The sequence below is a fragment of the Nonomuraea sp. NPDC049714 genome (genome assembly GCF_044465295.1).
GTDB lineage: Bacteria > Actinomycetota > Actinomycetes > Streptosporangiales > Streptosporangiaceae > Nonomuraea.
Genome location: NZ_JBITLM010000018.1, coordinates 113,675 through 136,396, shown reverse-complemented (window position 1 = coordinate 136,396; position 22,722 = coordinate 113,675). Strand labels below are relative to the sequence as shown.

The 22,722-nt window shown below is 72.1% G+C and carries 27 protein-coding genes; 13 read left to right on the top strand and 14 right to left on the bottom strand.

Annotated elements, in window-relative coordinates; genetic code table 11:
- Positions 1-42 precede the first annotated feature (42 nt).
- Entirely contained in the window at positions 43-2,076 is a 2,034-nt protein-coding gene (locus ACIBQX_RS45835) for a M14 family zinc carboxypeptidase (protein ID WP_397016221.1), read from the top strand.
- Here ACIBQX_RS45835 and ACIBQX_RS45830 read toward each other — a convergent pair.
- Together ACIBQX_RS45830 and ACIBQX_RS45825 are read right to left on the bottom strand one after the other, a co-directional pair.
- Positions 2,061-3,185 (bottom strand): hypothetical protein, encoded by a 1,125-nt coding sequence (locus tag ACIBQX_RS45830; protein ID WP_397016219.1) that lies wholly within the window; start codon positions 3,183-3,185, stop codon positions 2,061-2,063. The two genes, ACIBQX_RS45835 and ACIBQX_RS45830, sit on opposite strands and share 16 nt — an antisense overlap.
- Before the next feature lie 67 nt (positions 3,186-3,252).
- Positions 3,253-4,644, bottom strand: a complete 1,392-nt coding sequence (locus tag ACIBQX_RS45825; protein WP_397016217.1) for an amino acid permease — start codon at positions 4,642-4,644, stop codon at positions 3,253-3,255.
- A 128-nt stretch (positions 4,645-4,772) separates the two neighbouring features.
- Between ACIBQX_RS45825 and ACIBQX_RS45820 the strand changes: the two genes are divergently transcribed.
- Entirely contained in the window at positions 4,773-5,129 is a 357-nt protein-coding gene (locus tag ACIBQX_RS45820; RefSeq protein WP_397016215.1) for a 4a-hydroxytetrahydrobiopterin dehydratase, read from the top strand.
- Between the two features lie 11 nt (positions 5,130-5,140).
- Here the strand turns inward: ACIBQX_RS45820 and ACIBQX_RS45815 are convergent, their stop codons facing one another.
- Genes ACIBQX_RS45815 through ACIBQX_RS45805 form a run of 3 tightly spaced genes read right to left on the bottom strand, consistent with a single transcriptional unit; the run spans position 5,141 to position 7,753 of the window.
- A complete protein-coding gene (locus tag ACIBQX_RS45815; RefSeq protein ID WP_397016214.1) occupies positions 5,141-6,154 on the bottom strand; it encodes an NAD(P)/FAD-dependent oxidoreductase in 1,014 nt (337 codons plus the stop codon).
- Positions 6,151-6,675 (bottom strand): isoprenylcysteine carboxyl methyltransferase family protein, encoded by a 525-nt coding sequence (locus ACIBQX_RS45810; RefSeq protein ID WP_397016213.1) that lies wholly within the window; start codon positions 6,673-6,675, stop codon positions 6,151-6,153. Before ACIBQX_RS45810 ends, ACIBQX_RS45815 begins: the two co-directional genes overlap by 4 nt.
- A 7-nt stretch (positions 6,676-6,682) precedes the next feature.
- On the bottom strand, positions 6,683-7,753 hold the full coding sequence (locus ACIBQX_RS45805; protein ID WP_397016211.1) for a type III polyketide synthase: 1,071 nt from the start codon (positions 7,751-7,753) through the stop codon (positions 6,683-6,685).
- Between the two features lie 127 nt (positions 7,754-7,880).
- Between ACIBQX_RS45805 and ACIBQX_RS45800 the strand changes: the two genes are divergently transcribed.
- Complete coding sequence (locus ACIBQX_RS45800; protein WP_397016209.1) at positions 7,881-8,732, top strand: UbiA family prenyltransferase; 852 nt, start codon at positions 7,881-7,883, stop codon at positions 8,730-8,732.
- Between the two features lie 62 nt (positions 8,733-8,794).
- Here the strand turns inward: ACIBQX_RS45800 and ACIBQX_RS45795 are convergent, their stop codons facing one another.
- The gene (locus ACIBQX_RS45795; RefSeq protein ID WP_397016207.1) at positions 8,795-9,997 is read right to left on the bottom strand and encodes an NAD(P)/FAD-dependent oxidoreductase; all 1,203 of its coding nucleotides are present in this window, start codon (positions 9,995-9,997) and stop codon (positions 8,795-8,797) included.
- Positions 9,998-10,162: 165 nt separating this feature from the next.
- On the opposite strand from ACIBQX_RS45795, the gene ACIBQX_RS45790 reads away from it, so the two are divergent.
- The gene (locus ACIBQX_RS45790) at positions 10,163-10,597 is read left to right on the top strand and encodes a hypothetical protein (protein ID WP_397016205.1); all 435 of its coding nucleotides are present in this window, start codon (positions 10,163-10,165) and stop codon (positions 10,595-10,597) included.
- A gap of 425 nt (positions 10,598-11,022) precedes the next feature.
- On the opposite strand, the gene tnpA is transcribed toward ACIBQX_RS45790, so the two are convergent.
- Positions 11,023-11,439, bottom strand: a complete 417-nt coding sequence (gene tnpA, locus ACIBQX_RS45785; RefSeq protein ID WP_397016203.1) for an IS200/IS605 family transposase — start codon at positions 11,437-11,439, stop codon at positions 11,023-11,025.
- Positions 11,440-11,506: 67 nt separating this feature from the next.
- Between tnpA and ACIBQX_RS45780 the strand changes: the two genes are divergently transcribed.
- From ACIBQX_RS45780 to ACIBQX_RS45770, 3 genes are all read left to right on the top strand, one after another.
- A complete protein-coding gene (locus ACIBQX_RS45780; RefSeq protein ID WP_397016201.1) occupies positions 11,507-11,731 on the top strand; it encodes a helix-turn-helix domain-containing protein in 225 nt (74 codons plus the stop codon).
- Between the two features lie 288 nt (positions 11,732-12,019).
- Entirely contained in the window at positions 12,020-12,181 is a 162-nt protein-coding gene (locus tag ACIBQX_RS45775; protein WP_397016199.1) for a hypothetical protein, read from the top strand.
- A gap of 11 nt (positions 12,182-12,192) precedes the next feature.
- The gene (locus ACIBQX_RS45770) at positions 12,193-12,486 is read left to right on the top strand and encodes a hypothetical protein (RefSeq protein WP_397016197.1); all 294 of its coding nucleotides are present in this window, start codon (positions 12,193-12,195) and stop codon (positions 12,484-12,486) included.
- Between the two features lie 63 nt (positions 12,487-12,549).
- On the opposite strand, the gene ACIBQX_RS45765 is transcribed toward ACIBQX_RS45770, so the two are convergent.
- From ACIBQX_RS45765 to ACIBQX_RS45755, 3 genes are read right to left on the bottom strand one after another with little or no spacing between them, the layout of a single operon-like run.
- On the bottom strand, positions 12,550-12,909 hold the full coding sequence (locus ACIBQX_RS45765) for an arsenate reductase family protein (protein ID WP_397016195.1): 360 nt from the start codon (positions 12,907-12,909) through the stop codon (positions 12,550-12,552).
- 11 nt (positions 12,910-12,920) lie between these two features.
- On the bottom strand, positions 12,921-13,331 hold the full coding sequence (locus ACIBQX_RS45760) for a hypothetical protein (RefSeq protein ID WP_397016193.1): 411 nt from the start codon (positions 13,329-13,331) through the stop codon (positions 12,921-12,923).
- A 35-nt stretch (positions 13,332-13,366) separates the two neighbouring features.
- Positions 13,367-13,876, bottom strand: coding sequence for a DUF2231 domain-containing protein (locus ACIBQX_RS45755; protein WP_397016191.1), 510 nt, complete (start codon positions 13,874-13,876; stop codon positions 13,367-13,369).
- Between the two features lie 109 nt (positions 13,877-13,985).
- On the opposite strand from ACIBQX_RS45755, the gene ACIBQX_RS45750 reads away from it, so the two are divergent.
- Positions 13,986-14,723: a helix-turn-helix transcriptional regulator gene (locus ACIBQX_RS45750; protein ID WP_397016189.1), complete on the top strand. Its 738-nt coding sequence runs from the start codon at positions 13,986-13,988 to the stop codon at positions 14,721-14,723.
- Here the strand turns inward: ACIBQX_RS45750 and ACIBQX_RS45745 are convergent.
- Together ACIBQX_RS45745 and ACIBQX_RS45740 are read right to left on the bottom strand one after the other, a co-directional pair.
- Positions 14,713-15,567 (bottom strand): NAD(P)H-binding protein, encoded by an 855-nt coding sequence (locus ACIBQX_RS45745; protein WP_397016187.1) that lies wholly within the window; start codon positions 15,565-15,567, stop codon positions 14,713-14,715. The two genes, ACIBQX_RS45750 and ACIBQX_RS45745, sit on opposite strands and share 11 nt — an antisense overlap.
- On the bottom strand, positions 15,564-16,598 hold the full coding sequence (locus tag ACIBQX_RS45740) for a saccharopine dehydrogenase NADP-binding domain-containing protein (RefSeq protein WP_397016185.1): 1,035 nt from the start codon (positions 16,596-16,598) through the stop codon (positions 15,564-15,566). Before ACIBQX_RS45740 ends, ACIBQX_RS45745 begins: the two co-directional genes overlap by 4 nt.
- An 84-nt stretch (positions 16,599-16,682) precedes the next feature.
- Between ACIBQX_RS45740 and ACIBQX_RS45735 the strand changes: the two genes are divergently transcribed.
- Positions 16,683-17,273, top strand: a complete 591-nt coding sequence (locus ACIBQX_RS45735) for a TetR/AcrR family transcriptional regulator (RefSeq protein ID WP_397016183.1) — start codon at positions 16,683-16,685, stop codon at positions 17,271-17,273.
- A 315-nt stretch (positions 17,274-17,588) separates the two neighbouring features.
- Complete coding sequence (gene fusA / locus ACIBQX_RS45730) at positions 17,589-19,658, top strand: elongation factor G (protein ID WP_397016181.1); 2,070 nt, start codon at positions 17,589-17,591, stop codon at positions 19,656-19,658.
- Positions 19,659-19,666: 8 nt separating this feature from the next.
- Here fusA and ACIBQX_RS45725 read toward each other — a convergent pair whose 3' ends face one another.
- Entirely contained in the window at positions 19,667-20,629 is a 963-nt protein-coding gene (locus tag ACIBQX_RS45725) for a GlxA family transcriptional regulator (protein ID WP_397016179.1), read from the bottom strand.
- A gap of 214 nt (positions 20,630-20,843) precedes the next feature.
- On the opposite strand from ACIBQX_RS45725, the gene ACIBQX_RS45720 reads away from it, so the two are divergent.
- Entirely contained in the window at positions 20,844-21,263 is a 420-nt protein-coding gene (locus ACIBQX_RS45720; protein WP_397016177.1) for a DUF6010 family protein, read from the top strand.
- A 64-nt stretch (positions 21,264-21,327) separates the two neighbouring features.
- On the top strand, positions 21,328-21,810 hold the full coding sequence (locus ACIBQX_RS45715; RefSeq protein ID WP_397016175.1) for a DUF4396 domain-containing protein: 483 nt from the start codon (positions 21,328-21,330) through the stop codon (positions 21,808-21,810).
- A gap of 9 nt (positions 21,811-21,819) precedes the next feature.
- Here ACIBQX_RS45715 and ACIBQX_RS45710 read toward each other — a convergent pair whose 3' ends face one another.
- Positions 21,820-22,188 (bottom strand): MerR family transcriptional regulator, encoded by a 369-nt coding sequence (locus ACIBQX_RS45710; protein ID WP_397016173.1) that lies wholly within the window; start codon positions 22,186-22,188, stop codon positions 21,820-21,822.
- Between the two features lie 121 nt (positions 22,189-22,309).
- Here ACIBQX_RS45710 and ACIBQX_RS45705 point away from each other — a divergent pair, with 121 nt between their 5' ends.
- Entirely contained in the window at positions 22,310-22,717 is a 408-nt protein-coding gene (locus ACIBQX_RS45705; RefSeq protein WP_397016171.1) for a hypothetical protein, read from the top strand.
- Positions 22,718-22,722 lie beyond the last annotated feature (5 nt).

The window sequence follows — 22,722 nt, the reverse complement described above, 5'->3', positions numbered from 1 at the left end:
CGGCTTTCAATGATCTCCATACCGGTGCCCTAGGAGGAGCCGATGCGAGGCTTTCGTGCGGGTGTAGTGGTCCTGACGCTGATTCTCACGACGTTCCTGATGGCAGAGCCGTCCATCCCGGAAACCTCCGGGCCGACCGACCCCGAGCCGGCCTCACTGGTCACGCTCTCCGTGCCCGACCAGGCGGCGCTGGAACGCCTGGTGGCCGCCGGCGCCGACCTCACCGAGCGGGTCCGTACACAGCCGGACGGGAGCATCCAGGTCGACGCGGTCGTCACCCCCAGCCAGCTCACCGCGCTCCGGCCGCTGGGCGCGACCCTGGCGTCCGAGACGCCGCAGCAGCGGCAGACGCCCCGGGGCACCACCACGAAGGACCGGATCGTCGTCGAACGGGCCGTCTGGTTCAAGTCACGCTCGGGCTACTTCCTGTCCGTCGAGGCGACCAGCAGCGCCGGAGAGGCGGCCACGCTCAACGTGACCTGGAAGGGCGGCCGCGGCTCCACCGGCCAGGCCGCGATGGTGCCGTACGTCGACGCGGGGGCGTACCTCGGCCACCAGCTCAGCACGCCGGTGCCGGCGGAGAGCCGGCCGGGATGGGTCACCATCACCTCGGCCGGCGGCGGCAAGGCGGAGGCGCGCGTCAGGGAGTGGCCCGACGGTGAGCGGCCCGACCATCGGCGTCCCGGCTACCAGAAGGACTTCGTCAGCCAGTACATGCCCCCGGCGCAGCTCAACGAGCGCGTCAAGGCCCTGCACCAGCGCTTCCCCACCCTCACCGACATCATCGAGCTGCCGAACCTCACCAACGGCTACCGGCGGCACGCCCAAGCCCTCCTCGGCGCCCCGCCCGCCGCGGCCGTCGTCGTCACCTCCACGGCCTACGGCTCCGAAGGCGGCAACGACCTGGCCATCGAGCTCGTCACCCCCGGCGCGCCCGGCCGGGCGCTCCAGGTCACGGTGAACGGCAAGCAGATCACCGTCAGCCTCGCCACCGACGCCTCCGGCGCCCCGGTCAGCACCGCCGCCCAGGTCGTCGCGGCGATCAACGCGACCGCCGGGGCCGGCGTCACGGCCTCCACCTACCGGGGCGACGCGGGCGCCGGCGTCCTGGCGCCCGTGTCCCTCACCCAGCTCAGCGACTTCCTCTCGGCGCCGGCCGACGTCTCCCGCGAGCCGATGCGCGTGCTGGCCCTGCGCGTCGGCGTGCACCGCGACGGCTCACGCACCGGCGTGCTCGCCTACGCCCAGGAGCACGCCAGGGAGTGGGTGACGCCGCTGGTCACCATCGAGGCCGCCGAGCGGCTGCTGCGCAACTACCGCCACGACCCGGCGACGCGCAGGCTGCTGCAGCGCACCGACATCTTCATCGTGCCGACCGTCAACCCCGACGGCGCCAACTACAGCTTCTACGACTTCAACTCCCAGCGTAAGAACATGACCAACCACTGCCCCGCCCAGCAGGCCGACCCGGCGCTGCGCAACACCTGGGGCGTGGACGTCAACCGCAACTACGCCGTCGGATCCCTGCACGACGGCTACTTCGGCGCCTCCGCCAACTGCCAGAGCGGCACCTACGCCGGCCCCGCCGAGCACTCCGAGCCGGAGAGCCGCAACGTCATCTGGCTGGCGCAGACCCACCGCAACATCAAGTTCGCGATGAACGTGCACAGTTACGGCGGCTACTTCATGTGGCCTCCCGGCGCCTACAAGCTCGACGGCCGCGCCACCCTGCCCCGCCCCACGGCCCAGCAGGAGGCGTACTTCCTGCGCTCGGCCCGCACCATCGAGGAGGCCATCGCCGCCGAGCGAAGCACCGTCACCTGGCCGCAGCAGACGGGCCCGGTGACCGACGTCCTCTACTCGGCCGCGGGCAACTCCGCAGACGAGCTCTGGTACGACTTCGGCGTCTTCGGGTGGGACTTCGAGGTCGGCGGCGACCTGTGGAACCCGCAGACCCGGGCGTGGGAGGGAGTGGGCTTCCAGCCGCCGTTCAGCGAAGGACACGACGAAGCGATGGAGTACGCCTCCGGCCTCATCTCGCTGATCGGCGTCGCCGCCGACTACCGGGACCGCTGACCGGCCGGCGCGCCCAGGTGCTCGGTGATCGCGCCGGTCATCGGGATCACCGTCGGCAGCGGCGGCGCGTCGTAATGGCCGGGCTTGTGGGAGCGCAGCAGCAGTTCGCCGCTGCGCTCCCACCGGAAGCCCTTCCTGTTGAGCAGCCCGGCGAAGACCTCGTCGGCGCCGCCGGGGTGCCGCTCGACCAGCCGCTGGATCGGCACGGGGGAGACCTCGTCGCCCCGGAGGTAGGTGGACAGCAGCTCGCGGTAGTCGCGCCTGACGATCAGCCGGGGATCGGCGAACAGCTCCTCCAGCTTGCCGAAGTCGGCGTAGAAGCCGAGCCCGCCCACCTCGTCGAAGATGAGCGCCACCGTCTCGGCCGACGTCATCGTCTCCGGCGGCTCCAGCGCGTCACCCGCCGGCGGGCCGCCGAGCCGGGCCGCCTGGTGGCTCAGGTACCCCCGCATCGCCATGGCGACGTCGTCGCCCATCAGGACGGCCAGATCGGCCCCGAAGTAGCCGATGAAGCACCGCCGCTGCTCCCGTTGCAGTGCCCTGGCCTCGTCCAGCAGCACGGGGTTGCGGAACACCCAGGCCGGATGCTCCAGCGCGACCTGCGCCGCCACCGGCACCAGCGTGTCGCGCGCCTCGGCGGGGTGCACCGCCGGGGTGCCGCTGATCAGCCAGTCCGCGCCGAGCGGGATCAGCCGGCCCACGACGTGCATGCCCGGCGCGAGCGTGTCGAAGGCCCGGTCCCCGAGGTTGGAGAACACCCGGTAGACCAGCTCGTCGACGAGGTTGAACAGCAGCGCCGCCGCGCCGTCGACCGCCCGCGCCTCGAAGACGCCCTCCACCACGGTCTTCCAGCTCAGCAGCAGCTCGATGTCCGCCCGGTCGAGCCCCGCCCGCTCCGCCACGAACCGGTCCACGACCGTCTCGCCGGAGGGCAGCCGATGCTGGTGGGCGAAGTAGTCGACCGGCAGGAACGCGGCGGCCTCGTCGGCCGGGTGGTCGCCGGCGTAGAACCGGTCCAGCACCGTGGTCAGCTCGGCGCCGAACCTGCCCGACGTGGCGAAGTGGACCAGCTCTGCCTTGAGCTCCACGGCCCGCGCAAGCTTGTTCATCGTCACTCCTCGTGTCCGGAGTGACACTATCCGTCCGTGCTCGCCTCGTGCAGCGGTTCCGCCGAGGTCACGTGTTGAGCAGCGAGCGGCGGCGGCTGTAGGCGAAGTAGACGATCAGGCCGAGCAGGAACCAGGCGCCGAAGCGGAGCCAGGTGTTCGGCGACAGGAAGGAGATCAGCCAGAGCGAGAAGATCACTCCGATGCCGGGCACCACCGGCATCCCCGGCAGGCGGAACTGCCGGGGGACGTCCGGCTGGCGGTAGCGGAGCACGATCACGGCCACGCACACCACCACGAACGCCAGCAGGATCCCGATGTTGGTCAGCTCGGCGGCCTCCCGGATGGGCAGGAACCCGGCGATCACCGCCGAGGCGACCCCGACGATCCAGGTGACGCGGGTGGGCACTCGCCGTACGGGGTGCAGCTTGGCGAACCACTGCGGCAGCAGCCCGTCCCGGCTCATGGAGAACCAGACCCGGGTCACCCCGAGCATGAACGTGAACATCACGGTCAGGATGCCGATGATGGCGCCCACCGCGATCACCGAGGCCAGCCCGGACAGCCCGACCGACGCGAACGCCGAGGAGAACCCGCTCTCGGGGTCGATCTCCCGGTAGTTCTGCATGCCGGTGAGCACCAGCGTGGCGAGCACGTACAGGATCATCGAGATGACCAGCGAGTAGATGATCGCCCTGGGCATGTGCCGCATGGCGTCCTTGGACTCCTCGGCGGCGGTGCTCATCGCGTCGTAGCCGAAGACGGCGAAGAACACCGTGGCCGCGCCGGTGATCGCCCCGCCGATGCCGAAGGGGAAGAACGGCGTGTAGTTGGCCGTGTCGATGAAGAAGAAACCCACCACGATGACCAGCAGCACCACCGCTACCTTGATGGCGACCACGAAGGTCTCGAACCGGGCCGCCGTCCGGATGCCCAGGTTCAGCAGGAAGGCGATCAGCAGGCACAACAGCACCGCGAACAGGTCCACCACCCGCCCCTCGCCGGTGCCCGGCGCGCCGAGCATCCAGGCGGGCAGGGAGAAGCCCAGTTCCTGGACGAGGAAGCCGAAATAGCCGGAGATGCCGATGGCCACGACCGCGACGATGGCGGTGTACTCCAGCAGGAGGTCCCAGCCGATGAACCAGCCCACGATCTCGCCGAGCACCGCGTAGCCGTAGGTGTAGGCGGACCCGGCCTTCGGGATCATGCCGGCGAACTCGGCGTACGACAGCGCCGCCGCCGCGCTCGCCACCCCGGCGATCAGGAACGACACCAGCACGGCCGGCCCCGCCGTCTCGTTGGCCACCGCGCCGGCCAGGGCGAAGATGCCCGCGCCGATGATGCCGCCGACGCCGATCGCGGTGAGTTGCCACAGCCCCAGGGTCCGTGACAGCTCACCCTCGTGCTCCGTCGCGATCTGTTCCACCGGCTTGCGGCGGAAGATCCCCCGAGTCGAAGCCATCACAGCCCCCGATCACCCCGTTCGAGCCCCAGACCAGGCTCCTTTCCCACCTGCGCCTTTCCTATGCGGTGGCCCGCCGCCGTTGACCATGGCCATACCCGGGCGGGCCGCACGTGTGAAACCCGCCGGTGGTGGTAGCCGTCAGCGAGGACCACGACACCGACGCAGGGGAGGGGGACGCCATGGCCGAGCTGCTGACCGACGACGAGATCGACACCGCGCTGGTGGCCCTGGAGGGCTGGCGCCGCGACGGCGACACCCTGCTCAGGGACATCCCGATCATTCCGGCCAACTTCGACTGGCTGAGCAAGGCGGTGCTGAACGAGGCGAACGCCCTCGACCACCATCCCGACATCGAGCGCACCGACGCGGGCATCCGCTTCCGGCTGTCCACGCACAGCGCGGGCGGGGTGACGGCCAAGGACGTCGAGCTGGCCGCGCACATCGACCAGATCGTCGACGGAGCCGCACGGGACCGAGGCTGACCGTACGCCGGTCAGGCCAGCATTCTGACGATGGAGGTGAACAGCCGGGGCAGGGTGCGCGCCGCGGGCACCACCAGCCGCGCCGTGCCGGGACGGCGGGCGGCCTGCACCAGCGCGCCCGTCAGCAGCCGGTGCGTCCGCGACAGCCGCAGCCAGGCGCCCTCGTAGTCCTGCGGCCGGTCCTCGCGCAGGCAGCGGGCCAGGACCTCCGCCGAACGCACCGCGAGCGAGATGCCCTCACCGGTGAGCGCGTCGACGTACCCCGCGGCGTCCCCCACCAGCAAGACCCGCCCCGAGCGGCGGGCCCGGACGTGCTGCCGCAGCGGCCCGGCGCCCCGCACGGGGGTGACGGCCGGGCCGCGCAGCCGCTCCGTCAAGCCGTGGAAGGCGCCCAGGTGCTCCTCGAAACCACGCCGCACCGAGCTCAGGATCGCCACCCCGACCAGGTCGTGGCCGACCGGCGTGACGTACGCCTCCCCGCCGCCCGACCAGTGCACCTCGACGAAGTCGGTCCACGGCGTCATCCGATAGTGCCTGCGCTGGCCGTACCGGCGCACTCCTCGCGCGGGCAGGTCGAGCCCGAGCGAGCGGCGCAGCGGCGAGTGCAGGCCGTCGGCGGCGACCAGCCAGCGCGCCCGCAGCCCGGCGGCCCGCACGCCGTCGCCGTCCTGCGCCACCTGGGTGATCCGGCCGATGACGGTCTTGACCCCGAGCTCGGCGGCGCGCCGGGCGAGTGCGGCGTGCAGGAGCGTGCGCCGCACGCCCAGGCCGGTGGCGCGGCCGAAGGTGGCCCGCGCCTCGCGATCGCCGTCGAGATAGTGGATGCCGCGCAGCGGGCGGCCCGGCACCGTCACCCCCATCGCCGTCAGCGCCGCGACGCCGCCGGGCATGACGCCTTCGCCGCACGCCTTGTCCACGGGGGTGGCGCGCGGCTCGACGACGACCGCCTCCATCCCGATCAGCGCCGCGTGGATGGCGGTCGCCAGGCCGGCGGGCCCGCCTCCCGCGACGAGCACGTCGATCACGGTCGTTCCGCGGCCAGGGTGAGCGCCTCGTTCTCGCAGCGGATGCGCACCACCATCAGCGCGGCGTTCAGCACCGTGAACACCAGCGCGGTGATCCAGGCCGTGTGGGTCAGCGGCAGTGCGATCCCCTCCACGGCCACCGCCACGTAGTTGGGGTGGCGCAGCCAGGTCAGCTTGTAGGGGCCGCCGGTCACCAGCGGCAGGCCGGGCACCACGATCACCTGCGTGTTCCAGCGCGGCCCGAGCGTGGTGATGCACCACCAGCGCAGCGCCTGGGCGGCGACGACCAGGACGAGCATCGGCCAGCCGAGCGCGGGCAGGAACGGCCGGTCGGCGAGCGCGACCTCCAGCGGCGCGCAGATCAGCAGGCCGGTGTGCAGGGCCACCATCCACGGATAGTGGCCCTGGCCGGTCAGCACGCCGCCGCGCGCCATGCTCCACGCGGCGTTACGGCGGGCGACGACGAGCTCGGCCAGGCGTTCGAGGCCGACGAGCAGGATGAGGACGAGATACCAGGTCATGAGGCGGTCACCAGCGCAGCAGGACGAGTTCGGAACAGAAACCGGGGCCCATCGCGATGAGCAGCCCCCAGGCGCCGGGCTCCGGCATGCGCGTGGCCAGCGTCTCGCCCAGCACATGCAGGACGGACGACGAGGACAGGTTGCCGTGGTCGGCCAGCGACCGCCAGGTCACGTCCAGCGCCCCGGCCGGCAGGTCCAGCACCTCCGACACGGCTTCGAGGACCTTCGGACCGCCCGGATGGCACACCCACGCCGCCACCTCCTCGATCGTCAGGCCCTGATCGGCCAGGAAGTCGTGCACGTCCTGCGCGAGATACTGTCGCACGACCGAGGGAACGCTCGCATCCAGCAGCACCCGGAATCCGCCGTCACCGACCTGCCAGCCCATGACGTGCTCGGAGCCGGGATAGAGATGGCTGCGGGTGGCCACCACCGCCGGGCCCGCCGGCTCCGCCTCGTCCGCCGGAGCACGGCCGTCGCCGTGGCACACCACGGCCGCGGAGCCGTCGCCGAACAGCGCGCTGGCGACCAGCCCGGCCGGTGAGGAGTCGCCGCGCTGCACGGTCAGCGAGCACAGCTCCACCGACAGCAGCACCGCCACGTGATCGGGCCAGCCGCGTAGATAGTCGTGGACCCGGGCGATCCCCGCCGCGCCCGCCACGCAGCCCAGGCCGAAGATCGGCAGCCGTTTCACGTCCGGCCGCAGGCCCAGCTCCGCCGCCAGCCGGGCCTCGATCGACGGCGCGGCGATGCCCGTCACCGAGGTGAACATGATCAGGTCGACGTCCCCCGGGGTCAGCCCGGCGGCCTTCAGCGCGGCGCTGACGCTCTCCCGGCCCAGCTCGACCGCGGTGGAGACGAAGGCGTCGTTGGCCGCGCCGAAGCCGGTCAGCTTCTCGTACTCCTCGATCGGCAGGGCCAGGTTGCGGTGGTCGACGCGGGCGCTGTCGTGCAAACGGTCCAGCAGTCGACGGTCGGCGTTCTCGGGGAGGCACACGCGCGCAGCCAGGTCGGTGAGCTCGGACTGCGCGTATCTGTTCGGAGGGAACGCGCAGCGGACTGCGGCGATGTGGGTCATGGAGGCTCCCGGTGCATTCAGCCGATAACTCTCACTCTCCGCACGCTTCCCATCGGCAAGGTCGGTTAAGCCACGGCGGCACGGCGAGTAATTCGCGGCAACCCCTGCCCCGCCTACGATCGAGCCTGTGACCGACATCGGACAGCCGCCCGCCGCGTCGGCCCGCGCACTCGCCGGGCTGGCACGCGCCTGCCACCCGGGCCCGACCGTGGCCGTCACCGCCCTGGTCACTGCCCTTGCCGTCGCCGCCGGACAGGACGCCGCCGGGTGCGTCCTGGTGGCCGCCGCCGTCCTGGCCGGGCAGTTGTCGATCGGCTGGTGCAACGACGCAGTCGACGCGCGCCGCGACGCGACGGCGGGCCGCACCGGCAAGCCGATCGTGGACGGCACGGTGAGCGCGCGCGCCGTCCGGATCGCCGCGGTGGTGGCGCTGGCGTGCTGTGTGCCGCTGTCCCTCGCCTCCGGCCCGATGGCGGGCGCCGTCCACCTCGTGGGGGTGCTGGCGGCCTGGGCCTACGACTTCGGGCTGAAGGGCACCGTCCTGTCGTGGGCGCCGTACGCGATCGGGTTCGGCAGCCTGCCCGCCTTCGTGACGCTCGGGCTGCCGGGCGCGCCGTGGCCCGCGTGGTGGGCGGTCCTGGCCGCCGCGCTGCTGGGAGTGGGCGCGCACCTGGCCAACGTGCTGCCCGACATCGACGGGGACCTGGCCACCGGCGTGCGCGGACTGCCGCAGCGGCTCGGCGCGGCCACCGTGCGCGCGCTGATCCCCGTGCCGCTGCTGGCCGCGACCTGCCTGCTCGTCTTCGGCCACGCGCCGCCCGGCCTCGCCGGCTGGACGGCCCTGGCCGTCGCCTGCGCGCTCACGGCCGCGGGCCTGCCGGCGCGCGGGTCGTCACGGCTGCCGTTCGGTACGGCCATCGCCGTGGCAGGCGTGGACGTGATCCTCCTTCTGGCCAACGGCGCCTCCCTCACCGCGTGACGCGGTGCTGAGTGCGGTGCTGGGTGCGGTGTTGGCGTGCGGTGTGGGGTGCGGTGCCGCGTTCACCGCCTGGTGCCGCCCAGCGTGTCGCGCAGCCAGCGCGCGCCCACCGCGAGCGCCAGCGGCGGGGGCACCGTGCCGGCCCCCAGCCCCACCTCCACCAGCAGGTCGAAGACCTCCTTGCGGTGTACGGCGGTGCCGATCGCCGCGTCGATGAAGCCGGTCGACTGGGCCAGGCGGGCGAGCACGTCGGTGGTGCGCAGATGCCGGCCGAGCGCCCGGCGGAGCCTGCGCCGGTAGAGCGGCAGCGGGTCGTCGGGGGCCTCGACGGCGGACTCCCCGGCGAGCCGCCCCGACAGCAGCGCGTAGTAGATGCCCTCGCCGGTCAGCGGGTTGATCAGGCTCGCCGCGTCGCCCGCGAGCATCACCCGCCCCACGCCCGGCGTCGGCCGGCCCGTGGAGAGCGGCAGGTGATGAGCGCGCAGGTCGCGGGCGGGCCGGTCGGGCAGCAGCTCGGCGAGCCTGCCGTGCAGCACCTGCCGACCGGGTGAACCGGTGGCGTGCAGCCGGGGCAGCAGCATGCCGAAGCCGACGTTGGCGGTGCCGTCCCCGATCGGGAACGACCACGCGTACGCCGGCCAGCCGGCCTTCTGCATGGCGATCAGCTGCACGTCGTCGGCCTCCGGCACGTCGGCGTAGCCCCGGACGGCGATGGCGGTGTGCCGGGAAGCGGTGACCGGCAGGCCGATCAGCCGCCGCACGGCCGAGTTCGCGCCGTCGGCGGCGACCACGGCACGGGTCCTGTACCGGCCGTCGACGACGACCTCCGGCCCGTGCGGGTCGAGCGCCTTGACGCGGTGCCGCCGCACCTCCACACCGCCGGCCCGCGCGGCCTCGATCAGCCGGGCGTCGAACACCATCCGGGGCACCACGTGGTTGGGCCGCGAGACGTCGGCCGAGACCCGGACTCCGCTGGGGGAGACGACGGACAGGCGGGGCGTGGGCCGGTAGTCGTCGATCAGATCGGGAACGCCCAGCCTGGCCAGCTCGTCACGCCCGTGCGCGGCGATGCCGTCACCGCAGGCCTTGTCACGCGGGAAGTCCGCCTTGTCCAGCAGAAGCACCCGCAGGCCGGGCCGCGTCCGCACCGCCCCGAGCGCCGCCGCCGCCCCTGCCGGCCCCCCACCCACGACCACCAGATCCCACACGCCTTGGTCCCTTACGCCTCGGTCCTGAGCGCCGTCGTAACCTCTGGAGTCATTCATGGCATGGACTGTGCCACCGCCGGTAGCGGGGAAAACGCCTTGGCGCCGGTGTGTGCAGTAGTGCACATCCGGTGTGTGGACTAGTGCGCAGATCGCCGGGTCGAACGCTCGTAATCTCCGTGGTGTCGGACAAACCGGCAGCACCCACTGGGGGAGGAACCCGAAATGCGTAAGACTCTCGCGATCGCCGCTCTGGCCGGTTCGATGGCCGTCACCGGTCTCGCCGTCGCTCCCGCCGCTCAGGCCGCCACGCAGACGGCCGGCGTCACCACCACCACCACCGCCAGCACCGCAGGCACCGCCACCGTCGTCAAGTGGGGGAAGTTCTTCTCCAGCGACCGCAAGGCCTACACCTACGGCAAGACGTGGAAGAGCCACGGCAAGGTGTTCACGAAGTGGTACGGGGTGGACAAGTTCGGCGGTAAGAAGGGCTGGGTGTGGTTCGAGGTCTACAAGAACGGCTCGTGGAACAAGTTCAACCACGCCTGGGACGGCAAGAAGGTCGGCTCCTGGAGCGGCCACGGGATCGGCAAGGTCTACACCTACACCTGCTGGGCCGGCAAGTTCGACAACTGCGGCAAGAAGTACCGCATCTACTGAGCCTGACCTGCCCATCACCAGCGGCGGCTGCCTTCCGGCAGCCGCCGCTGTGCATTACCATCCAGTTCTGGCGGTGTTCTCCCGCCTAACCTCCAGAGCAGGTCCCCACGCGACCCGCCGAACGCGGAGGCAAAGGGGACGTACGAGCCTCGAGCGCAGCGGTTCCGCCGGTCAGCGATCTCACGCGGCCGCCGAGGATCGCGGGCGTGGGCCGGGTCCTGGGCGACAGCCGCGAGGAAAGCCGTCATGACCAGCAAGAAGCAGCTCAAAGCCCGCATTCGTGAGCGGATGGCCAAGACGGGCGAGAGTTACCGAAGGTCCGCAGAAGGCCTCGGCCTTCAGCTTCAGGTCGGGGATGAATGCGGTCTCCCTTTGGGGGATAGCTGGCCCGCTGTCGGGGTGTCCCGGAGCGCGGATCCGGAACCTCAGGTGGGGCGGCGCTGCTGTTCGACGTACGCCTTGATGATCGATGGTGGCGCTTCGCCACAGGAGGCGGCGAGGTAGCTGGGTGACCAGAAGCGATCATGCATGATGGCGCGGTTGAGGTGGCCACTGAACTCCTTGCGAAGGTAGTGCGAGGAGACGCCTTTCAGCGAGTTGACGAGTTTGCTGATCGCGACCTTGGGCGGGTAGTGGACGAGCAGGTGGACGTGGTCGTGTTCGCCGATGAACTCGCGGAGCTCGGCCTCGAAACTGTCACACACCTCGATCATGATGTCTTCGCAGCGGTGCAGCATCGCGTCGTTGAATACATTTGTGCGATATCTGGTGACAAAGACCAGATGGACGTGCATCGCAGAAACCACGTGCCTGCCTCGTCGATATTCCACTTCCAGGCTCATAGACCAGATGATGATTTGTTCGAGTCCGTGAGACGTGAGCGTCCCGTGGGAGAGGGGGTGTTTGTGCATGCTGGCGGGCCGGAAGTACCGCCTGGAGCTCGACTTCGGGCAGCGGGCGTTCGCCGACAGGCTGGGCGGGATCTGCCGGGCCGTGTGGAACACCGGTCTCGAACAACGCCTGGAATACCGGCGGCGCGGGGAGTGGATCAACTATGCCGAGCAGTGCGCACAACTCGCCGATGCCAAGAAGGACCCGTACTGCGACTGGCTCGCCGACGCCCCCGCCCAGTGATCCAGCAGACCCTCAAGGACCTGGATGCGGCGTGCCGCGAGCATGGCACGTGGAAGGTGCGCTGGAAGTCGAAGGCGAAGTGGCGGCCCTCGTTTCGGTTCCCCACCGCCAAACAGCTCCCCGTAGAGCGGATCGCCCGTAGGTGGGGGCGGGTGTTCCTGCCCAAGTTCGGGTGGGCGCGGTTTCGGATGTCGCGCCCGCTCGGGGGAACCGTCAAGTCCGCGACCGTGTCCCGGGACGGCGAGCACTGGTTCATCAGCTTCCTCATCGACGATGGGATCACCGAGCATGCGGAACACCCGCCTCGGCGTGCCGTACGAGCAGCACACCGCCGACGGCGTCCGGGCGGCCGGGGCCAAGCTCGCCGCGGATCCACGTCCCACGGGATCGGCTCGACGCCGCTCGGGCGCGGGTCGGATCGTACAAGAACGTGACGCACGTGCTGGGTGAGGCCGTGCTGGGTGAGGCGGCGCTCGCGGGCGCCGTGCGGGAGGGGCTGCGCGACTGTCCCGGAGTTCGCCCGGATCCGCGACCTGACGGCGGGGATCAAGCAGAGCGTCATGGAGGAGGGCAGCGCGGGCGCCGAGCGGACGGCGGAGGCCGCCGCCACGCTCTGGCGGGCACGCGCCGACGCCGACGCCTCCTTCCCCGGCGGCGACGCGACCGCGCTCCTGGCCGACCTCGGTGAGCGCGTGGAGGCCGTCTACGACGAGGAGCGGTCCGCCATCGCCGACCTCAAGGCGCTGACCCGGTAAGGCGGCGCCGGGTCGAAGGGGCGTAGGGCCTGCTCGTCCTGGCCCGGCAGGGCGACGCCGGGGTCAGGGGAGCAGGGAGCGCACGGCCTGCTCGCTGCGGCCGACCACCGCGCTCCCGTCGTCGGCCGTGATGATCGGCCGCTGGATCAGGATCGGGTCGGCCGCCAGCGCGTCGATCCAGCGGTCACGGTCGTCGCGGGGCCAGGTGTCGATGCCCAGCTCGACGGCTCGCGGCTCGCCGGTGCGGGTGATGTCCCACGGTTCGAGGCCGAGCCTGGCCAGCACCTCGCGGATCTCGCTCCCGGTCGGCGGGTCGTCGAGGTAGCGGCGCACGGTGTAGGCGGCGGCCTCGGCGTCGAGGATCGACAGGGCGGAGCGGCATTTCGAGCAGTCCGGGTTGATCCAGATCTCCATGGACTCCATGCTTCCTTACGTCAGCCCATGCCGAGGGCGGTGAGCAGGACGAGGACGAGCGTGACGACGGCGAGCAGGCCGTGGCCCACGACGACCGCGACGGGGATGCTCTGCTCGGCGGGCGCGGCCGTCGTGGCGCGGGCGCGGTGGACGGGGATCCAGCGGGCCAGCATGACGAAGCCCAGCAGGGCGACCGGCAACAGGATGACCAGGGCGGCCCAGGCCAGCGCGGGGGCGCCGACGGCCAGGTAGACGATCCAGACGACCAGGCCGGTGGCGGCGAGCAGGAAGTGCCCGAAGAGCACCGGAGCGGGGAAGCGGGTGGGGGCGCGCCCCTCGCGGCGGAGCCCGCCCTTGGAGATCCAGACGCCCAGCATGTAGAACCCGCCGAGTGCGGCGAGTACCCAGGTGACGAGTGCGGCGATGGCCATGGAAGTGCCTCTCTTGATGACGCGGTGGTGGTCGGTCAGGGGGTGAAACCCTCGGCCTGCGTCTCCTCGTCGGCGACGCGTACGCCGTAGCGGTAGGCGAGTTTCCCGCCCAGCGACCCCGAGACCGCCAGCGCGGCCAGGCTGATCGCGGACAGGGCGAGCTGGGCCGCGCCGACGGGCTCGGGCTCCGGGCCGCCGGCGGCGCGCCAGGCCCAGGCCGCGCCGTACGCGACGGTGATCAGCAGGCTCAGGCTCAGGTGCGCCAGCCCGGTGCGGAACGCCACGGTGCCGGGCTGGATGCCGAGGAAGTCGAGGAAGCCGAGCATGGCCGCCGCGGTGGCCCCGACCACGCCCACAGCGATCAGCCACACCGAGCCCTTGACCAGGAAACCCGGGTCGTCGACGACATGGGAGGCGACGTCGAAGACCAGGCTGGTCACCCAGGCGCCGATCGGCACCGTCACCAGGACGGGATGCAGCGGATGGCCGTACGTCCCGGCGAGGATCGTCGACGGACGCTTGGCCTGATGCAGCGGACCGGACAAGGGCCACCTCCTATTTCGCTAATAAGTCTTAGTGAAATACGAGAAGCCCGTCAATACTCAGGGGAGGAAAGCTCGTTCAGCCCATGACAATGGGTGTTAACCTCTCTGTATGGCCCAGGACGACGCCTCTCCGATCGAAGCCGTCGCGACGCTCAGCGACGACCTGCGGCGCCGCATGTACGACTTCATCCGGCGCTCGGGCCGGCCCGTGACGCGGGACGAGGCGGCACAGAGCGTCGGCATCTCCCGCAAGCTCGCCGCCTTCCACCTCGACAAGCTGGTCGACGTGGGCCTGCTGTCGGCGGGCTACGCCCAGCCGGCCGGGCTGCGCAGGGTGGGGCGCGCTCCCAAGGTGTACGAACCGACCGACCTGGACGTCCAGGTGAGCATCCCGCCGCGCGAGCACGGCCTGCTCGCCGACATCCTGCTGCAGGCCGTACGCGATCAGGACCCGACGGAGAGCGGCCGGGACGCCGCGCTGCGGGTGGCCGCCGAGCGCGGCCGCGAGCTCGGCCGGGCCGAGCGGGGCCGGCTCAAGCCCGGACGGCTCGGCGCGGAGCGGGCGCTGACCTGCGCCGGGCAGCTGCTCGAACGGCACGGCTTCGAGCCCGAGCGCGCCACCCCGACCCTGATGCGGCTGCAGAACTGCCCGTTCCATCCGATGGCGGCCAGGGATCCCGGCCTGGTCTGCGCGATCAACCACGCCTTCCTGACCGGCGTCCTCGACGGCCTGGGCGCCACCACGCTCGACGCCACCCTGGCGCCGAGGCCGGGCGCGTGCTGCGTGGAGCTCGGCGCGGGCGACCCGCCGCCGCAGGGCCGGGAGAGCCAGGCGTCTACCGGCTGAGGACGAACTCCCGCAGGGTCGTCGGCGGCCGTCCGCCGATGCGTTCGATGCTCTCGGTGACCCCGTAGAGCGGGTGGTGGCCGGCGCCGATGAGGCGGAAGATCGCCCACAGGTGGGTCAGGTGCTCCACCGTGTACGGGTCGCGGTAGATCTCCATCGCCCGCGCCTCCCACTCCTCGGGCGGCAGATCGACGTACGCCACCCCCATGGCGTCGGCCGCCTCGCCGACGGTCGCCATCTGCCCGGTCACCAGGCACACCGGCTCGGCGGGCCCGGGTTCCAGCAGCAGCCCGGCCGCCACCCTGGCGACGTCGGCCGCCGCGACGAGCGGGATCAGCGTGTCCCTGGAGCCCAGCGGGAGGGCCAGCTCGCGGCGGTCTCCCGCGGCGGCCGCCACCGCGGCCAGGTTCTCGAAGAACACCGCGGCCCGCAGGTGCACCGCACCCACCCCGGCCCAGTCGAAGACCTGCTCAGCCACCCAGTGCCGGCGCATCCGGGGGGTGAGCGCGTCGGGAGAGGCGTCCAGCTGCGACACCTCGACCACGCGCGCCACCCCCTCCTCCCGCGCCGCCGCCGCGAAGGCCCCCGTGGCGTCCAGCAGGCCGGCCGTCACCGGATAGGTGAAGAAGGCCCGGCTCACCCCGCGCACGGCCGGCCGTACAGAGGAGATCTCGCGCAGATCGCCCACGACCACCTCGGCACCGAGCTTCCGCAGCTCCTCGGCGCGGTGGTCGTCGGCGTGCACGAAGGCCCGCACCGCCTCGCCGCGCTCCAGCAGGTGGCCCGCGACCGCGCGGCCGGTCGACCCCTGCGGCCCGCCGGCCGCGCCCGTGACGAGGATCATCGCGGCGTCCCCTCCGGGAGTCTGACGGTGAAGAGCCCAAGCCGTTCCAGCTCGCGCAGGTACGGCTCGGCGGGGAAGGCCTCGGCCGGGCTGAGGACGCCGCCGCTCGCGGGGCCCCGGCCGTCGGCCAGGCGGACGGCGGCCTCCACGGACGCGACGGCGCTGGCCCGCCAGAGATCGTGCCCGCTGACCTGCCCGGCGCGGTTGCCGTCCGCGGTGATGGCCTGGACGGCGACGGTGAAGTCGGACCCGGCCCGGATGCCGGCGTCGACGTGCTCGCTGGTGAACGCCTGCTCCTCCTCGAAGGTGCGCGAGGTGAGCTGGGCCTCCACCTCGCGGGCGGCCACGTGCCGGGGGATGGTCACGACGTCGGAGGAGGGCAGGGGGGCGATCATCGTGCGCGGGCCGAGGGGCGGCGGGAAGGGGAAGACGACGTTGCGCGGCTCGACGTAACCGACCTGGAAGCCGCCCTGGGTGTAGGAGATCCGGCGGGTGTCGGCGAACAGCAGCTCCGCGGTCTTCCTGGCGCCGGTGGTCAGCCGCCACCCGGTCACCGCGTAGGCGACGACCAGCCGGTCGACGCCGGTCAGGCCGCCGGCCACGGCGGAGGCGAGCAGATCGCCCAGCCCGCCGTAGAAGCTCATCGCCGTGATCATGGTGATGCCCGCGCTCTCGGCCGGCTCCCGCATGGCGTCGAACATCCAGGCTGTGTGGTGCTGCTCCAGGCCGTGGTCGACGTAGTGGCAGCCGGCCTCGGCGGCGGCGCGGGCGACGGGCCGGCCGGTCTCGGTGAAGGGGCCGGCGCAGTGGACCAGCACGGCCGCCCGCGCCGCCAGGGCCCGCAGCGCCTCCGGGTCGTCCAGGGCGGCCTGGTGGGCCGGGACCCCGCCGAGCTCGTCGGCCAGCGCCTTGAGCGCTCCGCCGTCCCGACCGGCCAGGATGACGTCCCGGCCGCGGGCCCGTAACTCGGCGGCGACCAGGCGTCCGGTGTGGCCGGTGGCCCCGTAGATGGCGATGGGTGGTGATGGCACGACTCACCTCAAGGTTTCATACTGATGGTATGTAACTTGTCTCCGAAGTTACATACCGCGAGTATGCAAGTCAATGGGGGATCGATGACCCGCCGCACCCAGGCCGAGCGCTCCGACACGACCACGGCCCAGCTGATCGCCACCGCGCAGCGGCTGTTCGGCGCCGACGGTTACGCCGCCACCTCGATCGACGCGGTCGCCGCGGCGGCCGGCGTGACCAAGGGAGCCGTCTACCACCACTTCGGCGGCAAGACGGCGCTGTTCCGGGCGGCCTTCGTCCGAGAACAGGAGGAGATCGCCGCCACCGTGGAACGGGTCGCCTTCCAGCAGAGCGACGCCTGGGCCGCCCTGCGCCACGGCTGCCGCACCTTCCTGGAGCACTGCCTGGACCCCGGCTTCCGGCAGATCGTGATCCTGGACGGGCCGTCCGTGCTGGGCTGGGAGACGGTCCGGGAGATCGAGTACGGCCACACGCTGCGGGTGCTGCTCGACGGCATGCGGCTGGCCCGGGCGGACGGCCTGATCGCGGACGGGAACCTGCCGGCCCGCGCCCAGCTCGTCTTCGGCGCCCTGTGCGAAGGGGGCATGCTCCTGGCTCGTGCCGACGACCCGGTGGCCGAGCTGCCCAGCCTCGCGGCGGAGGCGGACCGCCTGCTGGGGGCGTTGCGGATCTGAAAACCAGTTCTCCGGCCACGATCATTTCAGTACACTCGCCCCGAACCGGCGCGCCGCCCGCGCGCCATGACGAGCGAGGGGAGCGAGCCGTGCGTGACATCACCGCCGCCGTTCCCCGGTCACGCTTCGAGGTGATCCTGGTGTCTTCGCCGTCCCGGTGCCCGCTGCGCGGCCGGCACCGGACGTCCCCGGCGAACGCCTGACCCCTGCCCGCGGCATGCCCCACGCGGTCGTTTCCGCGTGGGCCGAACGGGCCGTCACATCCGGGAATCGCGCTGTCCTGACCTCAGCTCGTCCTTGAAAGGGCTCCGGGCCATGCGCACCAACCCGCACCATCACCTCACCGAACCGCTGACCGGCCTCCGCAACCTGGGCATCCTCGCCCACGTCGACGCCGGCAAGACCACCGTCACCGAACGGATCCTCTACCTCACCGGCGCCACCTACAAGCGCGGCGAGGTCCACGAGGGGACGACCGTCACCGACTTCGACTCCCAGGAGCGGGATCGCGGCATCACCATCTTCGCCGCGGTCGTCAGCTGCGCCTGGGACGGCCACCGGATCAACCTCATCGACACGCCCGGCCACGTCGACTTCTCCGACGAGGTCGAGCGCTCGCTGCGGGTGCTCGACGGCGCCGTCGCGGTGTTCGACGCCGTGGCGGGCGTCGAGCCGCAGAGTGAGTCGGTGTGGCGGCGGGCCGACCGGCACGGGGTGCCCCGGATCGCCTTCGTCAACAAGCTCGACCGCGCCGGCGCCGACCTCGACACGGCCGTGGAGTCCATCCGCGAGCGGCTGCACGTGACGCCGCTGGTGGTCCAGCTCCCGATCGGCCGGGAGGACGGCTTCACCGGCGTGGTGGACCTGCTGACCATGCGGTCGCTGGTCTGGGCCGGCGACTCCATGGCCGAGGGACCGGTGCCCGGCTCGCTGCTGGAGGAGGCACGGCGGCGCCGCCGGCTGCTGGAGGAGACGGTCGCCGAGCTGCACCCGACGGCACTGGAGGAGTTCTGCGCGGAGCCGGAGATCTCCGCGCCGACGCTCACCGCCGCGCTGCGCGACCTCACCCGCACGGGCGAGGGCGTGGTGGTGCTGTGCGGCTCCGCCTACCGCGACCGCGGCATCGAGCCGCTGCTCGACGCGATCGTGGCCTACCTGCCCTCACCGCTGGACGTGCCGCCGGTACGCGGTCTCCAGGACGGCGTGGAGGTGGCTCGGGCGGCCGATCCGGAGGCGCCGTTCGCCGCGCTGGTGGTCAAGGTCAACGCCACCGCGACCGGGCGGTTGACGTACCTGCGGGTGTATTCGGGAACGGCGCGGAAGGGAGACACGGTGCTGGACGCGGGCGCGGGGCGCACCGAGCGGATCGGCCGGATCCTGCGCGTGCGGGCGGAGCGGCACACCGAGGTCGAGCGGGCGGTGGCCGGTGACATCGTCGCCGTGGTCGGGCTGAAGGCCGCCCGGCCCGGCGCCACTCTGTGCGCGCCGGCGGCGCCGCTGCTCCTCGAACCGCCGGTCGTCGCCGACCCGGTGGTGTCCGTGGCGGTCGAGGCGCGCCGGAGCACCGACGCCGAGCGGCTGGCGACGGCGCTGGCGCGGCTGGTCGAGGAGGATCCGTCGCTCGCCGTCCGCACGGACTCCGAGACCGGACAGACGGTGCTGTCGGGGATGGGCGAGCTGCACCTGGAGGTGGCGGTGGAGAAGATCCGCCGCGACCGCGGACTCGACATCGGCGTGGGGCGGCCACAGGTCGCGCTGCGGGAGACCGTGGTCCGTGGGGTGAGCGGGCTGCTGTACCGGCACGTCAAGCAGGACGGCGGAGCCGGGCAGTACGCCCATGTCGTCCTCGACGTGCGGCCGCTGGACGGAGACGGCGCGACGGGCTTCGCGTTCGGCTCCACCGTCGTCGGCGGCCGGGTGCCCCGGGAGTACGTCCGGGCGGTGGAGGCCGGATGCCGGGACGCGCTGGCCGACGGCCCGCTCGGCGGCCACCCGGTGACGGGGCTGCGCGTCACGCTGACCGACGGGGCGACCCATGCCAAGGACTCCTCGGAGCTGGCGTTCCGGACGGCCGGCCGGTTCGCGCTGCGTGAGGCGCTGCGCGCCTGCGCGATGGTGCTGCTGGAACCGGTGGTCGAGGTCACGGCCACGGTGCCGGAGGACGCCGTCGGCGGGGTGCTGGGCGACCTGGCGGCGCGGCGTGGCCGGGTGTCGGGCTCGGCCGCGCGGACCGGGCCCGGCGGCATGGTGGTGATCACCGCCACCGTGCCGCTCGCGGAGCTGTTCGGCTACGCGACCCGCCTGCGCAGCCGCACTCAGGGCCGCGGGACATTCACCACCCGGCCCGCCGGGTACGCCCCGGCGCCGAGTGGGGCGGCCGGGTAAACGCGTCGTCACTCAGCGGAGGCGCCGTCCGCCGGGCGGAAGGCGCGGCGGTAGGTCTGCGGGCTGACGCCGGTGGTGCGTTTGAAGTGGTCGCGGAAGGTGGTGAGCGAACCGAAACCCACCTGGGCGCCGACGCGCTCGACGGAGTGCCGGGTGGTCTCCAGCAGGTGCTGCGCCTGGCGGACCCGGGCCAGGTGCAGCCAGCGCAGCGGCGTCGTGCCGGTCTGCTCACGGAAGCGGCGGATCAGGGTGCGGGTGCTCATGCCCGCGCGCGCGGCGAGATCGGCCAGGGTGAGGTCGCGGGCCAGGTTCTCCCGCATCCAGGTGAGCAGTGGTTCGAGGGTGGAGCCTCGGGGGGTGGGCGGATGCCGCTGGACGATGAACTGGGCCTGGCCGCCCTCGCGCTCCAGCGGCATGACCGACAGGCGGGCCGCGTCGGCGGCGACGGCCGAGCCGTAGTCGCGGCGGATCAGGTGCAGGCACAGGTCCAGCCCGGCCGCGGCGCCGGCGGAGGTGAGGAACTGCCCGTTGTCGACGTACAGCACGTCGGGGTCGACGTCGAGGTCGGGATGGGCGGCGGCGAGCCGGTCGGCGGCGGCCCAGTGGGTGGTGGCGCGCAGGCCGGTGAGCAGCCCGGTGGCCGCCAGGACGAACGTGCCCGTGCAGATCGAGGCGATCCTGGTGCCGTGCGCGGCCGCCGCCCTGAGCGCGTCGCCGACGGCGGGTGACAGAGGGGACGTCGGGCCGGCGGTCCCCGGCACGATGATCGTGTCGGCGTCCTTGAGGCCGTCCAGGTCCCACGGCGCGCGCAGGGCGAACGCGCCGGCGTCGACCTCCGGCCGCTCGGCGCAGACGCGGACCTGGTAGCCGGGGCGGCCGTCGGGGAGCCGGGTGCGGGTGAAGACCTCGATGGGCGTGGCCAGGTCGAAGGGGATCACCTGGTCCAGCGCCAGGACGGCGACGGTGTGCATGGCGGGAATCTACCGTGCCACCGGGATCACGCCACCGGGTGGTGGCCCTACGTCAAGGTCTTCCACCTGTTCAGAGGCTGTTGGCGAGATCCCGTGGGAAGTTGTCCATCCTGCCACTAGGAGCAAGGTGTGAGCGCTGGCTAGCCTCTAGGCGGCCTTCCGGACAGGCCGCCTTCCGCACGCTGTCACCCCACTCTGAGGACGTGTCCCGACGATGACCGTCATCGCGCCGATTCTGATCGGCATCGCCTACGTGTCACTGATGTCCCTCATCCGCGAGCCGCACCGGCGTCGACTCAACGCCATCATGGTGGCCGGAGCGGGGGCGGCCTACCTCAGCAGCGGGGGCCTCGGCCTCTGGGAGTTCGCCTTCACGGCCGTCGTCACCTACTGCGCCTATCGCGGCCTGGAGTCGTGGACGTTCATCGGGATCGGCTGGCTGCTGCACACCGGCTGGGACGTGCTGCACCACCTGAAGGGCAGCCCGATCATCCCGTTCGCGGAGCACTCCTCCTTCGGCTGCGCGATCTGTGATCCGGTGATCGCCCTCTGGTGTCTCACCGGCGGCGTCTCGGTCACCGGCTACCTCCGCGCGCGACTGGCCCGCGTGCGGCCGGATCGGGCCGCCTCGTAGGGCGTCCGTTGCAAGATACCCCCCATGGGTATATGTTCTGGCTATGTCCATGAGAGGAAGCGACATGTCCGAGCACCATGGTGGCCATGCCGAGCAGCACACCATCGGCAAGGCGACGTGGGGGATGGCCGCCTCGGCGACCCTGCACTGCCTCACCGGGTGCGCCATCGGCGAGGTCCTCGGCCTGGTGATCGCGACGGCCCTGGGCTGGTCCGTCGCCCCCTCCATCGCCCTGGCCGTCGTCCTGGCCTTCATGTTCGGCTATCTGCTCACGCTGATCCCGCTGCGCAGGGCCGGGGTCGGCTGGGGCTCGGCGGTCAAGCTGGCGTTGGCCGCCGACACAGTGTCGATCATCGTGATGGAGATCGTGGACAACGGCGTGATGCTGGTCATCCCCGGCGCGATGACGGCCGGGCTGACCTCGGCCCTGTTCTGGGGGGCGCTGGCCGTCGCCTTCGCGGTGGCGTTCGTGGTCACCACCCCGGTCAACAAGTGGATCATCGGCCGGGGCAAGGGCCACGCCGTCATCCACGCCTACCACCACTGAGACGGCGGCCTACCCGCCGACGAGCCGGCACCGGCCGGACCGGCAGTCCTCCAGGCTCTCCAGCGCGCCCCGGCGGGCGCCGGTCAACTCGGCGATCCTGGCGTCGAGCCGGTCCACCACCGCCTCCAGGCGCCACCGCTCGCTGTCACAGGTGGCGTCGCCGGCGTCGTGCGCTCGCAGGGCGTCGACGACCTCCTCCAAGGTGAAGCCGAGCTCCTGCATGGCCTTGGCGGAGCGGATCCGGTCCACGGCGGACCCGTCGAAGACGCGATAACCCGACGCCCTGCGCGGCGCGGCGGGCAGCACGCCGCGCCGCTCGTAGAAGCGCACCGTGTCAACGCTCACCCCGGCCGCCCTGGCCACCTGCCCGATCTTCACGCGCCACACTCCTCTGCTCCTGAACGGATCCAGACTCGCCATATCCCTTGACCCTGGACCTGAGTCCAGACTTTAGGGTCTGGGTGCAGGCACCACAAGACCGACCAGGAGGAGACCGGCCGTGGACATCCCAGCGTCATCCACCCCCATCGCGTGCGACCTGAGCAGCGCCCTCGACACCATGCCGGAGCGACTGGCCGAGTACCGGCGGCTCTTCGACACCGCCTACGTCGGCCGGGAGCGGACCGCGCACGGCATCCGGTTCCGGCTGCGCGCCGACGAGGGCGTCGAGGCGTGGGTCCGCGACCTGACCGTCCGGGAGAAGGCCTGCTGCGCGTTCTTCGCCTTCGCCGTCACGACCGACGGCGACGAGGTGCTCTGGGACGCCGCCGTGGCCGACGACGACCTCGCCCGTGCCGTCCTGGAGGAGCTCTACCGCCTGCCCGGCGACACCACGGCGGCTCCCGAGGAGCTGGCCGAGCGCCTGACCGGCACAGGGCTGCCCGTCACGCACGGCCGGGCGGGCTGACCGGC